This window comes from uncultured Methanobrevibacter sp. (assembly GCF_902784195.1).
Lineage (GTDB): Archaea > Methanobacteriota > Methanobacteria > Methanobacteriales > Methanobacteriaceae > Methanobrevibacter.
Genome location: NZ_CACZTX010000006.1, coordinates 211,126 through 223,916 on the forward strand (window position 1 = coordinate 211,126; position 12,791 = coordinate 223,916).

Sequence of the window (12,791 nt, forward strand, 5' to 3'; positions counted from 1 at the left end):
AAATGTATAATATTGCTGTAATTCCAGGAGATGGAATTGGTAAGGAAGTTATGGACGCATGCATAAATGTATTGAATTCATTGGATATTGACTTTAATTTCAATTATGGTGAAGCTGGAGACGAATGTCTTGAAAAAAATGGTGAAGCTTTGCCAGATGAAACAATAGAACTTGCAAAAAGTGCAGATGCATGTCTTTTTGGAGCGGCAGGAGAAACTGCAGCTGATGTGATTGTAAGACTTAGACAGGAATTGAACCTCTTTGCAAACCTAAGGCCTGTCAAATCCTATCCGAACACTAATGCCCTTTTTGACAACCTTGACTTTATGATTGTAAGGGAAAACACTGAAGGAATGTATATTGCAAAGGAAGAGGAATATACTGAAGAAGGGGCAATAGCTAGAAGGATAATTACCAAGAAAGCTGAGAGAAGGATTATCGATTACGCTTTCCAATACGCTAAAAACAACAATAAGTCTAAAGTCACTGGAGTTCATAAGGCAAATGTCTTGAAAGTGACTGATGGACTGTTCAAGGAAATATTATACGAAGTGGCTAAGGATTATGAAGGTGAAATAGAAGTGGAAGACTTCTATGTGGATGCCACTGCAATGTATCTCATTACAAGACCTGAAAGCTTTGAAGTCATCGTTACCACAAACTTGTTTGGAGATATCCTTTCAGATGAGGGAGCAGGCCTTGTTGGAGGATTAGGCATGATTCCATCCGGTAACATTGGAGAGGATGGGGCATTGTTCGAACCTGTTCACGGTTCAGCACCAGACATTGCTGGTCAAGGAATTGCAAATCCAATGGCTATGCTTCTATCAGCATGCATGATGCTGAACTACTTGAAGGAATATGATGCTGAAGAAAGATTGAATGATGCAATACTCGATGTCTTGAATGAAGGAAAGACATTGACTCCGGACCTTGGAGGAACTGCTACAACCAGCGAAGTGGCTGAAGCAATCATAAATGCTTTAAACTAAATTTTTAATAAATTTTAATTATTTTTATATTTAATTATTTTAATTAATTTTTAAATTAATTTTATTTTTTAACCAATTAATCTAAGTGAATTTAAATGACCAATCCAAAAATATCTGTTATTCTTTCCGCTTACAATGAAGAGAAATTCATTAGTAAAGCCATTGAAAGTGTAGTAAACCAAACATTGAAAGATATAGAAATTATCATAATCAATGATGGATCAACTGACAATACATTAGACATCATAAACAGTTATGCAGAAAAAGACAATAGGATAGTGGTAATTGACCAGGAAAACATTGGCCTTGGCGCAAGCAGAAACAAGGGCATGAAAATAGCTAGAGGGGAATATGTCACTTTTCTTGACGCTGATGACTGGTTTACAGAAGATGCCTTTGAAATTGCATACAATGAAGCAAAGGCCAAGGATACGGATATCACCATGTATCAGATGATCAATTATGATGATGAAACCGGAAGAATTTATGAGAATGATTGGTTTAACTTAAATAATCTTGATGAAAGCTTTGATGATGTCGTGTTTTCACCTGAGAAAACAAAGGATTTCCTATTTGACCTATCAGTAAGTAGCTGTCAAAAGATCTATAGAAACAGCTTTTTGAAATCAATTGACGCTAGTTTTCCAGAGGGAATCTACTTTGAGGACATGCCATTTTTCTTTTATGTTTACCTTAAGGCAGAAAGAATTTCCATCATCAGAAAGCATTTCTATTACAGAAGAAAGCATGATCTTTCAATAACCCATGTGGTTGATGCAAACTACTTGGACACTGTTGAAGCAGGATGCGAACTTATGAGAAGAATGATTGACAATGGATTCTATGAAGACTACAAGTTCGACCTTTTAGCCTACAAGATCAATGGTCCAAGAATGGCACTTATGGACATTACAGAAGATTCTAAGGAGCCTCTTTTTAATCTAATAAAGGAAGACTATGAAAAGATTAAAGAGACTGAGTATTACCAAGACTACTTGGATAATTTAGGCCCAAAGAAGAAAAAGTTCTTCTTAGATGTCTTGAAGTATGACAACTATTCTGAATTCAAAAAGGAAAATCCAGAATATTGATTTGATTCTTAATTGAAACTTTTTGATTTATAGTCATTTTATTCAAATGAAAAAATTAAAATTAAAAATTAATATTGAATAATTTTAAATAATATAAAACATTTATAAGTAATTACAATAATATATAAAAATATTAGAAGATTAAAATTACAATTAATTTTATTATCTAAAAAAAGGAGATTTAAAATGGACGCAGTAAAAATTGCAGCATTGTTTATTATTTTTATTATGGTTTTCAGTGCAGTAGCTACTTTCATTGCATATGTGATGTAGATAAATGAAATTCAAGATAAGAATGATAAATGTTAATAAAAGACTTAAATCTAATCAATTACAAGAAAATTTTAATGTGGAGGATAAAAAATGGTAAAATATAATATTGGTGCAGTAGTTGCAGAATTTAACTATGATATTACTCATATGATGTTAGAACTTGCAAAAGCAGAAGCTAAAGTTCGTGACTGTGAAATTACAAAAATTGTAATGGTTCCTGGCGTATTCGATATGCCACTTGCAATCAAAAAATTAACTGAAGCAGACGAAGAAGGTAGAATTGACCTTGACTGCATAATCACTTTAGGTACCGTTATTGAAGGTGCAACCGATCACGACCAAATCGTAGCTCAACATGCATCCCGTAAAATTGCTGACTTATCCTTAGAATGGGGTAAACCAATTTCCCTTGGTATCAGCGGTCCTGGAATGACCAGATTAGATGCACACAGAAGAGTTAGCTATGGTAAAAACGCTGTTGAAGCAGCTGTTAAAATGTGTGACAGATTACAAGACATTTAATTTTAAAAAAAGAATTCTTCAATGAATTCTTTAAAACTTTTTTTATAAAAACTATCAATTCAAGTATAGTATTTTTCAATTCTATTATTTTTTAAAGTTTATATTAGATGATAATATGGCAATTTTAAAACCTGAAGAGTTAAAGGAAAAATTTGATGACCCATGGATTGCTCCATACGAAAAAGTCATTACAATGGCAGATGGAGATATTGTAGAACTTATTGAATACCACCCATGCCCAAGCGGTTCCAACTGGTTGCTTTATCAATACCAACACAGCAGTGAACTTATCATTGATGCTAAAAGAGATGGAAACAAGCACACCTACCTCTGTAAAGTGGGCAAAAAGCCAATCGACCTTAAGGCAAGTATCAATGCTGCTGGAATTGAAGAGGTTGCAATTGATGAAGAGGCAAAGGAAGTTAAGGTAACCCACGGAGGACTTGCCGGCGCTGGTGTAGGCGCTGGAATGTGCAGAGGAATGGGAGAAGGTGTCAAATATGTGGATGTCCTTGAAGTCGGAGGAGGCAGTAAGGAAGGAAAAGCTACTGTAGTAACTCCAAAATACGAAAAACTTGTCATTGGAATCGATGACACTGACGTTAAGGATGCTGGAGCAACTTGGACTATGGCTCATAATATTGGCCTTCAATTGAAAGAGGAAGGATTCGAGTATCTTGACCATATTATCGTTCAGTTATTCCCACATAATCCTCACAAAACTCAAAACTGTGTTTCAATTGCACTTACCTTTGCTGTAATGGCTGAAGATAAGGAAAGATTGATCAATAGACTTATTGAAATCCTTGAGCATGACACATTATCCGATAAGACTGCAATAGCTATTCTTGAAGGAATTGGAATCCCACCAAAACTTAGAGAATATGCAATGGCTACAAAAACAGGTATGATGGATGTTGAAACTGCTGAAAAGCTTGCAGAAGAATTGGACATTCCACTCATTGCAGTTACAGGAGACCAAGGTAAAGTAGGTGCACTTGCAGCTTTAGGTCTTCATGATGATGTTGATGAGGCTGTTAAAGTTTATTACTAGTTCAAACTTTTAAAAAGTTTGAACAATTTTTTTCTTTTTTTATTTACTCTTTTTCCATTGATTTTACATAATCATCCAACAGATTAAACAGATCTTCTTTTGTATTCATTTTAAATATTTGCTGCTTTAATTCTATTGTTCTTGGCAATTTCTTAACGTAATATGCAGCTTGAGTTCTCATTTTTGGAATTGCAAATTCCTCTCCCTTGACTTCAATAAGCATATCTATGTGTTTTTTAAGGGTTTCCATTCTCTCTTCCATTGTAACTTCATATGGAAGTGTGCCGTCTTCAATATAGTTAACGCAATCCCTGATAAGCCATGGATTTCCAAGTGAGGCCCTTCCAATCATGACTGCATCACAATTTGTTTCATCAAGCATTCTCTTTGCATCAAAGCATGATTTGATGTCACCATTTCCAATAACTGGAATATTCACATTTTCCTTGACTTCTTTTATAATGGACCAATCCGCCTTTCCAGAATATCCTTGATCCTTTGTTCTTGGATGAACTGTAATTGCTGATGCACCTGCATCCTCAACGATTTGTGCTATTTCCACTGCATTTATGCTGTTTTTATCCCAACCGCTTCTGAGCTTTACAGTCACTGGAATCGGTACAATGTCTACAATAGATTCTACAATAGATTTTACCTTATCCGGGTCTTTCATCAAAGCGCATCCTGCCTTTGACCTGTTTGTCACTTTTGTTACGGGACATCCCATGTTAATGTCAATGATATCCACATCAGTGTTCTCCCAGATGTACTTTGATGCAAATGTCAGTGATTCCAAATCTGAGCCGACAATCTGCTGTGAAATTGGATGTTCATAGTCAGTCATGTAGAGCATTTCCTTTGTCTTCCAATTGCCATACATAATAGCCTTGTCTGAAACCATTTCGGTTTCAATCAGACCACATCCCATTGACTTTACAATGGTTCTAAAGCTGAAGTCACATACTCCTGCCATAGGGGCCAAAGCTATCTGATTGTCCATTTCAACATTTCCAATTTTCCACTTCATATGAATCAGTTAAATCATTAATTTTTTAATGATTATTTTAAAAACCACTATTTGATATGTTTATATTTATTCTAAAAATATATAATCATTCCACCAAAACTCAAAACTTATTATATTGAAAAAATAAAAAATTAATTGTAAAGTGAATTTTGGTGATATGATGGATATTAAACTATTTTTTCAAGCATTAAGCAAATTCCTAATTGGTCTTATAATCATATGCATACTTCTTTTCATTCCTGCTGGAACTATAAATTATCCTAATGGATGGCTATTTATAGCATTGCTCTTTATTCCTATGCTTTTTGCAGGAATAATCATGATTTTCAAATCTCCAGATCTTTTAAGAAGAAGATTGAATGCTAAGGAAAATGAGGATGAACAAAAAACAGTGATATTGATTAGTGGAATAATTTTCCTGCTTGCTTTCATTTTAGCTGGCCTTAACTTTAGATTTGGATGGTTCAATCTTCCAAGCATAGTGGTCATAATCGCTTCAGTCATATTCCTGCTTGCCTATATCATGTATGCTGAAGTGTTGAGAGAAAACGAATACCTTTCACGAACCGTTGAAGTTAGTGAGAATCAAAAAGTGGTTGACAGCGATTTGTACGGCATTGTAAGGCATCCAATGTACACTTCTACAATATTTCTGTTCCTGTCAATGCCTTTGGTATTGGATTCAATATTCTCATTCATTGTGATGCTCGTTTATCCAATAATGATCATGTTTAGAATAAGAAATGAGGAGAGGGTATTGGAGAATGAATTGATTGGATATGAGGAATATAATGAAAAGGTAAAATATAAACTGATTCCTTATTTATGGTAAAAATAGCTAAAAAAAGAAGAATAAAAAGAAATATTAATAACTAAAAATAGCTATTAAATCTCAAAACTTCCAGCATAGAATAATCCTTTGGACTCTTCAGGATTGTCTTTCATATAGAATCTAAAGCTATCCTTATTCGCTACATAAAGATGTGCCAATGCTATTCCTGTATCAATCTTATTCCATTTTTTATAGAATCTGTTTCTAAGTCTTCCAAGTTTCACTCTGTATAAGTCATAGCTACCATCTTCATTGTGAGTGAAATACCATGGCTGGGTATTTGAAGCGGAAGGTGCAAACTGTGCAGGGACTAGTTTTTCATCTGAATTATCAGTTATTTCATCAAGGCTTTTTCTTCTAAACTGGTCAATTTCCCTGTATAAATTGCCTTTTGGCTTACCGATTGATATGATTATAATGAATTTTTGATCCTTATTTGGATTTTCATAATTTTTAGGATTTCCCATTCCTATCCAACAGGTCCCAATTCCCTTGCTTTGCAAAAACAAATCCACTTGCTGGAAGATGAAGCCTATATTTTGATAGTAATTCTCCTTTTCCTCACTGAAAATAGCTATGTAATGAGGTGCTTTCCATCTCATCATTGTAGAGATATTCTCTGTTGGGAGAATCTCATAGCTCCATTTTATGTTTGGATTCAATTCCTTTGCATTGTCAATGAAATCCCTTATCTCATCAAGTGTCTGATTGTCAAGTGGTGCATCATCATAAGATCTAATGGATTGTCTTTTGTATATTGTATCTTCAAGGTTCATTTTATCACAATATCAGTCGTTTTTGAAAATTTTCATTTATCAAATATAATTTTTAAATGAATATGATTTAAATCTATTGAATTGAGAGAAACATAACATAGTTATAAGGAAAATAGATTAAAATTTTTATAAAAATGATTTATATTAAAAAGAACATAATAATATATATTAAAAAATTTGAATAGGTAAAAAAATGAGTAGAAAAGACCCTATGATGATTGCAGAAATCATGAAGAATAACTTCAAGGGAGCATTCTCTAATCCTATTGTAGTGATTGTTCTCATTGGAGTAATTATAATTCCTTCACTTTATGCGCTTTTGAACATACAGGCATGTTGGGATCCTTATGGAAATACCGGTGATGTTCCATTTGCAATAGCTAACCTTGACGAAGGAGCATCATTCAATGATAAGGACATAAATGTAGGAAAGGAACTTGTAAAAGACTTGAAGAAGAATGATAAGTTTAAATGGACATTCGTTTCAGAAGATGACCTGCGAAAGGGCGTGTATAACGGAACCTATTATGCGGGAATTGTCATACCCAAAAACCTGAGTGAAAACATAGTTTCAATTACCGGTGACAATCCCCAACAGGCAAAACTTGAATACGTTGTAAATATGAAAACAAACCCTGTAGCAACTAAATTGACTGATTCCGGTGCCAATGCTGTCTATACCTCACTTAATGCAAAAATAGTTGAAATCATAGATATTGCAGCTTACCAAAAGCTTGGTGAATTGCAGGCAGGCCTTGCTGAAGGAGCTCAAAAACTTGCAAATGGTGGAAAACAACTTCAAGCAGGTTCTGCAAAGGTTCAAGCAGGAGCAAGCCAAGTTAAAAGCGGTGAAAGCCAAGTAAAAGATGGTGCGAGTCAAGTTAAATCTGGAGCATCTTCACTTAATGATGGTGCATCACAATTAAAGCAAGGTTCAGACCAATTAAGTGATGGTGCATCCCAAGTGGAAAAAGGTTCAGAGGAATTGTCAGCTGCAGTTGACCCTTCATTAATACCTGATGGACCAATAAAAGACTATGCCGAAGGAAACGTTAAGCTTGCTGATGGAAGCAGTCAAGTGGCTGCTGGAGGAAAACAGTTAGCAAACGGTGCAAATCAGTTAGCTAATGGAGGAAGCCAACTGGCAGATGGTGCAAATCAAGTAGCTGAAGGAAGCAGTAAATTGGCAGAAGGTTCAGTAAGTCTTGCTTCTGGAGCAACACTACTTTCCAATGGTGCAACAAATGCATTGTTTGCAGCATCCAGTTCATTAGGATCCACTGCAAATACTCTCGGTGGAATCACAGGCATAGATGAAGACACTCTTGGTGATTATTTCCTATCTCCTGTAGAGTTGGAAAGAAACGAACTGTTTTCTGTGAATTCATACGGTTCTGATGTATCTCCATTCTATCTTGTATTATCCATGTGGGTAGGTGCCGTAATCACCTGTGTAATGATGAATCCAGGAACCAGCCAAGGAACCAAGTATTCCCCATTTGAAATGTACTTCGGTAAATTGTTAACATACATTATAATGAGCATACTTCAAGCATGCGTGACAATAATAGGATGTTATCTTCTCGGCATTCAAATATTAAATCCAATACTCTTTATTGCATCCTGCATACTGGTATCGATGATATTCATGATCTTAATCTACTCAATAATTTCTGCAATCGGTACAGTTGGAAAGGCTATTGGAGTTGTCCTTTTGGTTCTTCAAATATCTGCAACTGGAGGAATCTATCCAATTCAAATCATGCATCCATTCTTCAGGGCATTGTATCCATACATGCCTATGACTTATGGAATTACATTGGTACGTGAAGCACAGCTTGGTACTGTTTGGTCAAACTATATCCCAGCATTGGCCATACTTTTAGCTATTGGATTTGTAACAATAATCGCCGCAGTGATCATTAAAGAAAAATTAGACAAGCCTTCCCATTACTTTGAAGAGAAACTAGAGGAAAGCAAATTATTTTAGAAATTACGTTAATCTATATATGATAAATGAAATGAGGAAAGTTTATGAAATTCAAAAAAAGCCTTCTGATGGTATGCCTAATCATTTTCCTATTCACCATTGCAAGCGTTTCTGCAAATGAGGTTGATGATGCAGTGAATGCAGCCGAAGACACTGGAATCATTGCTGTTGATGACAGCGATTCAGTTGGAAATATAGATGAAATCCTAACTGAATCTTCCGAGGAGGATGTAATGGAAGCGAACCCAGAAGATGATGGAACATTTTCTGCATTGCAACAGAAAATCAATAATGCAGAAGAAGGGACTGTAATTACATTGGATAAGAATTACACTTATGATGATGGATTTAGCAAAAGAGGTATCCAAATAAATAAGAACTTGACAATAAACGGTAACGGCCACACACTAGACGGATTGTCCAAGTCAAGAATATTCTTAGTGAGATATGGCCTTACTGATAACAATTACGTTGTATTGAACAACATTAAATTCGTCAATGGAAACACCGATCTTTACGGTGGAGCAATATTCAATTATGGTAATTTAACCGTTAACAATTGTGTCTTTACAAATAACTACGCTAAATATTGTGGTGGTGCTATAAACTCTGTAGGACACTTGAACTTAAAGAATTCCAAATTTACCAAGAATACTGCAGGAGGAGACGGTGGAGCTGTCTTAACATTTTCCATAGACAAAGCCGTTGAATTCTTTAAGAAAGCTTATGAGGATGAAACTCCTGAAGGGGAAATGGAATTCATTTTCAATGCTCCATTAAACATTGATTTAAGCTATGGAACAGACTATGTATCCAAATGCATTTTCACCAACAATATTGCAAAAGGACGTGGTGGAGGAGCAATTTATGGATTCACTCACCTAAACATCAATTCATGTACATTTAATTCCAACCAAGCTAATGAGCATGGAGGAGCGGTATTTGCAAACAAGAATTTGGTTTTAAAGAATTCAAAATTCACAAATAACAAGGCACCTAAAAATGGTGGAGCGGTTTACTTCAGATGCCATGAACAAAGCGGCAGTTACGTAAACAAGACTTGGGTTCCAAAGATGAAATACTATTCTGCAAATATCACCAATTGTGCTTTCAGCAAAAACACTGCTAACAAAGGTGGAGCAATATATGGATTTTTAAATGTTGCATCTGACAAGAAGCGTTTGAAAGTGAATAAATGCAATTTCACTGCCAATAAGGCAAGTTCATCTGGCAGGGATGTATTAGGTGGAACCTGTTCAAACTGCATTTACAATTACATCAAATTGACTTCAAAAAACAAAACAGTGAAAAAATCTGCTAAAAAACTCACTTTAACTGTAAAGCTTACTAAAGGAAAAGCATTGCTTAAAAATAAAAAGATTAAATTCAGATTCAGAGGCAAAAACTATTATGCAAAAACCAACTCAAAAGGAATTGCAAAAGTCATAATCAAAAAAAGCGTGCTTAAAAAGCTTAAAGCAGGTAAAAAATACACTGTAAAAATGTCTTATCTTAAACACAGCATTAAAAGAACTGTGAAAGTCAAAAGATGATTTAAATTAATATTTAAAATAAAATAGAATGCCTTATTGAATTAAGGCATTTAATTTTCTTTTTTTCAAAATTTTTATTTAACAATTAAAACCAGCTATTTTTAAAAGATCAAAACTTATGAAAGGGCTTTGAAAATTAATTAAAAAAAGATTTAAAAATAAAAAATTAGTGAAAAAATTAATTGAAAAATATTAAAAAAATAATTAAAAAATAAAAAAAGAAAAAATAGAAGAAAAATAATTTAAAAATAAATTATTCTTCTGCTTCTGCTTCCTTTTCAGCTTCAATGATTTCAATTTGGTTTTCAAACCATGGAAGAATGTCTTCATCTTCAGCATGGTATTCCGCTTTAGCCTGTTCGAATTCTGCTTTTGCATCTTCAACATTGCCTTCTTGAGCTTTTACCAAAATGGAAGCCAAAATAGCGGTCTTGTCTTCTGGAGCTTCTGCTTTCCATTCTTCAATGATTTCTTTCAATTTAGCAATATCTGCTTCTAATGGCTCTTTATTGGCTTTTATCTCTTCAAAGAGTTTCATGAAGATAATTGCTTTTCCGACTTTTTTTGCTGCGCTTTTAATTCCCATATTAAATCCTCCTTTATAGAATTTATTTGTAATTTAAATGAATTTAACTTACTTATCAGCTTAGAATTAATTTGTAATTTTGAAATTTGAACTTATTTGTCAAGGAGGACATATTTTATAACTATGTAAAATCCTAAGACTGCACTTAATAGGAATCCGAATAGACCAATTGCAGAAGTGTCCCACATTTTTGGTCCGCTGTTTGATAGGATAGCCAATGATGAACCTATGATAAGTGCAGATATTATGAGTGATGCTGAAAGCTGATTCTTAAGTTCAGTCAATCCTTTAAGTTCCAAATTGACTTTTATTTCTCCTTTTTCCACTTTTGTAAGGGTGGAATTTATCCTATCAGGCAAATCCTTCATTAAATGTTCAACATCCAATAGATAGTCATAGCTTCCTTTTGCAACATTCACAGGATTGAACTTATTGACAACTAATTTTTTGGAGAATCTTTGAAGTGCCTCTCCAATATTGAAGTCCTTGTCCAAATTATATCCTATATCTTCAATAAGTGCCACTCCTCTTCCAATCATGACGAATTCTCTTGGAAGTGTTACTCCATGCTTGATCATGGTGTTGATTAATTTTTCCAAAACACCATCCATTTGGTCCAAATCAGCACCAATGTAACGATTTACCAAATCCTCGATATCCATCCTTAACTCTTCAGTATCCTGTTCAGGAGAGATGATTTTCATATAAAGCAATTGCTTGACAAGGCTGTTTGCATTTCCTCCTAGCAATAATAAGATCAATTGAGCCAAGTCACTGCGGAAAGTTTCATTCAATATTCCCATCATACCTAAATCAAGGTAGCAGAGCTTTTTCTCTTCTGCATCTATGATCATGTTACCTGGGTGAGGGTCTGCATGGAAGAAACCGTCAATCATCATTTGCTTGAAATAGGATTCGACTATATCATTTGCAATTTTCTTGCCTGATATGCCTTCAATCTCATTGTCATACAAGTCGGTGACATTATATCCTTCAACAAGCTCCATATTGATGAGCCTATTGGTACATAGCTTAGGATATACTTTAGGATATTTCACATAATCATGACCTTCAAAGTTCTTGGTGATCTTTTGAATGTTCATGACCTCTTCCATATAGTCAAGTTCCTTGAAAATGGATCTTTCAAATTCCTTTATGATTGCCGGCAAGTTGAATGTTCTTGTTTTTGTAATGTACCTGTCAGCCTTTTCAGCCAAGTAAACCATTATCCTTACATCAGATGCAACGATATCATATGAACCTGGCTTTTGGACTTTCACAGCTACATTTTCACCAGTTTCCTTCAATGTGGCCTTGTAAACCTGACCGATTGACGCTGACCCGAGTGGCTCCTCTTCAAATTCGGAGTACACTTCATCCAATGGCTGACCAAGTTCAGTTTCTATCACTTCCCTGATCTCTTCAAATGGGGTGACAGGAGTGTTATCCCTAAGCTTTGTCAGTTCCTCTGCAATCTCATTTCCGACAAGGTCAGGCCTTGTACATAAAAGCTGACCTAATTTGACATAAGCCGGGCCTAATTCCTCCAAGGCCATTCTAATTCCAGAAGAATCCAATTCATCTTCATATTCACCTTGAGAGGGGTATTTAGGTTTTCTAGATTCAGATATCAAATGTCCTACATTATACTTCTTAGCAACGTTACGGATTTCGTTAATCCTTTGACTAGCTTCCTTTATTTCTTCTCTTGATGCCATAATATCCTAACCAAATTACATGAATTAAACATTATTATGATAATGTTTATAAAAAAAAGTTAAAAAATTTTTCTTAATATGATTAACATTTGTTAAAATAATTTATTTATATATAAAAAAGATATATAAAAAAGTATTTTAATCACTTACAATATATTTTAATATACAATTCTCAGGGCGGAGTGAAATTCTCCACCGGTGGTGATTCATTAGTGCAAAAATTTTTTCTAAAAATGATAAGTCCACGAGCACAATTGTGTTGATTTGGTGAAAGTCCAAAACCGACGGTGACAGTCCGGATGGAAGAGAATATGAGTTTAAAGTAAATAGGTTAGATAACTCTATGTTTGATTAATAGAGAATAGCTAAAAATCTAA

At 34.5% G+C, this 12,791-nt stretch carries 11 protein-coding genes and 1 riboswitch; of the genes, 7 read left to right on the plus strand and 4 right to left on the minus strand.

From position 1 onward, the window contains the following. The first annotated feature begins 2 nt into the window (after positions 1–2). From QZU90_RS05860 to mmp11, 4 genes are all read left to right on the plus strand, one after another. Positions 3–992: an isocitrate/isopropylmalate family dehydrogenase gene (locus QZU90_RS05860; protein WP_296856073.1), complete on the plus strand. Its 990-nt coding sequence runs from the start codon at positions 3–5 to the stop codon at positions 990–992. Between the two features lie 95 nt (positions 993–1,087). After that, entirely contained in the window at positions 1,088–2,083 is a 996-nt protein-coding gene (locus QZU90_RS05865) for a glycosyltransferase family 2 protein (RefSeq protein ID WP_295608387.1), read from the plus strand. Between the two features lie 363 nt (positions 2,084–2,446). Continuing rightward, entirely contained in the window at positions 2,447–2,878 is a 432-nt protein-coding gene (gene ribH, locus QZU90_RS05870) for a 6,7-dimethyl-8-ribityllumazine synthase (protein WP_295608389.1), read from the plus strand. 115 nt (positions 2,879–2,993) lie between these two features. Further along, positions 2,994–3,932 (plus strand): methanogenesis marker protein 11, encoded by a 939-nt coding sequence (gene mmp11 / locus QZU90_RS05875; protein ID WP_295603991.1) that lies wholly within the window; start codon positions 2,994–2,996, stop codon positions 3,930–3,932. 43 nt (positions 3,933–3,975) lie between these two features. On the opposite strand, the gene dusB is transcribed toward mmp11, so the two are convergent. Then, a complete protein-coding gene (gene dusB / locus QZU90_RS05880; protein ID WP_296856075.1) occupies positions 3,976–4,959 on the minus strand; it encodes a tRNA dihydrouridine synthase DusB in 984 nt (327 codons plus the stop codon). Positions 4,960–5,119: 160 nt separating this feature from the next. Here dusB and QZU90_RS05885 point away from each other — a divergent pair, with 160 nt between their 5' ends. Next, positions 5,120–5,791 (plus strand): isoprenylcysteine carboxylmethyltransferase family protein, encoded by a 672-nt coding sequence (locus tag QZU90_RS05885; RefSeq protein ID WP_296856077.1) that lies wholly within the window; start codon positions 5,120–5,122, stop codon positions 5,789–5,791. Between the two features lie 53 nt (positions 5,792–5,844). Here QZU90_RS05885 and QZU90_RS05890 read toward each other — a convergent pair whose 3' ends face one another. Continuing rightward, positions 5,845–6,567 (minus strand): nitroreductase family protein, encoded by a 723-nt coding sequence (locus tag QZU90_RS05890; RefSeq protein WP_295608395.1) that lies wholly within the window; start codon positions 6,565–6,567, stop codon positions 5,845–5,847. 193 nt (positions 6,568–6,760) lie between these two features. Here QZU90_RS05890 and QZU90_RS05895 point away from each other — a divergent pair, with 193 nt between their 5' ends. Then, positions 6,761–8,557, plus strand: a complete 1,797-nt coding sequence (locus QZU90_RS05895; RefSeq protein WP_296856080.1) for a YhgE/Pip domain-containing protein — start codon at positions 6,761–6,763, stop codon at positions 8,555–8,557. Between the two features lie 44 nt (positions 8,558–8,601). After that, positions 8,602–10,110 carry a hypothetical protein gene (locus tag QZU90_RS05900; RefSeq protein WP_296856082.1) on the plus strand — a complete coding sequence of 503 codons (1,509 nt, stop codon included), beginning with the start codon at positions 8,602–8,604 and terminating at the stop codon, positions 10,108–10,110. Between the two features lie 253 nt (positions 10,111–10,363). Here the strand turns inward: QZU90_RS05900 and QZU90_RS05905 are convergent, their stop codons facing one another. Together QZU90_RS05905 and QZU90_RS05910 are read right to left on the minus strand one after the other, a co-directional pair. Beyond that, complete coding sequence (locus tag QZU90_RS05905; protein ID WP_292778727.1) at positions 10,364–10,696, minus strand: hypothetical protein; 333 nt, start codon at positions 10,694–10,696, stop codon at positions 10,364–10,366. Positions 10,697–10,788: 92 nt separating this feature from the next. Next, positions 10,789–12,414 (minus strand): AarF/ABC1/UbiB kinase family protein, encoded by a 1,626-nt coding sequence (locus QZU90_RS05910; RefSeq protein ID WP_296856085.1) that lies wholly within the window; start codon positions 12,412–12,414, stop codon positions 10,789–10,791. A 164-nt stretch (positions 12,415–12,578) separates the two neighbouring features. Continuing rightward, positions 12,579–12,729, plus strand: a riboswitch (FMN riboswitch). The last annotated feature ends 62 nt before the right edge of the window (positions 12,730–12,791 follow it).

Excerpts from the sequence above, each read along its gene's own strand:
- QZU90_RS05910 (WP_296856085.1), bottom strand. The coding sequence starts at position 12,414 with ATGGCATCAAGAGAAGAAATAAAGGAAGCTAGTCAAAGGATTAACGAA.
- QZU90_RS05905 (WP_292778727.1), bottom strand. The coding sequence starts at position 10,696 with ATGGGAATTAAAAGCGCAGCAAAAAAAGTCGGAAAAGCAATTATCTTC.
- QZU90_RS05865 (WP_295608387.1), top strand. The coding sequence starts at position 1,088 with ATGACCAATCCAAAAATATCTGTTATTCTTTCCGCTTACAATGAAGAG.
- QZU90_RS05860 (WP_296856073.1), top strand. The coding sequence starts at position 3 with ATGTATAATATTGCTGTAATTCCAGGAGATGGAATTGGTAAGGAAGTT.
- QZU90_RS05895 (WP_296856080.1), top strand. The coding sequence starts at position 6,761 with ATGAGTAGAAAAGACCCTATGATGATTGCAGAAATCATGAAGAATAAC.
- QZU90_RS05900 (WP_296856082.1), top strand. The coding sequence starts at position 8,602 with ATGAAATTCAAAAAAAGCCTTCTGATGGTATGCCTAATCATTTTCCTA.
- ribH (WP_295608389.1), top strand. The coding sequence starts at position 2,447 with ATGGTAAAATATAATATTGGTGCAGTAGTTGCAGAATTTAACTATGAT.
- QZU90_RS05885 (WP_296856077.1), top strand. The coding sequence starts at position 5,120 with ATGGATATTAAACTATTTTTTCAAGCATTAAGCAAATTCCTAATTGGT.
- QZU90_RS05890 (WP_295608395.1), bottom strand. The coding sequence starts at position 6,567 with ATGAACCTTGAAGATACAATATACAAAAGACAATCCATTAGATCTTAT.
- dusB (WP_296856075.1), bottom strand. The coding sequence starts at position 4,959 with ATGAAGTGGAAAATTGGAAATGTTGAAATGGACAATCAGATAGCTTTG.
- mmp11 (WP_295603991.1), top strand. The coding sequence starts at position 2,994 with ATGGCAATTTTAAAACCTGAAGAGTTAAAGGAAAAATTTGATGACCCA.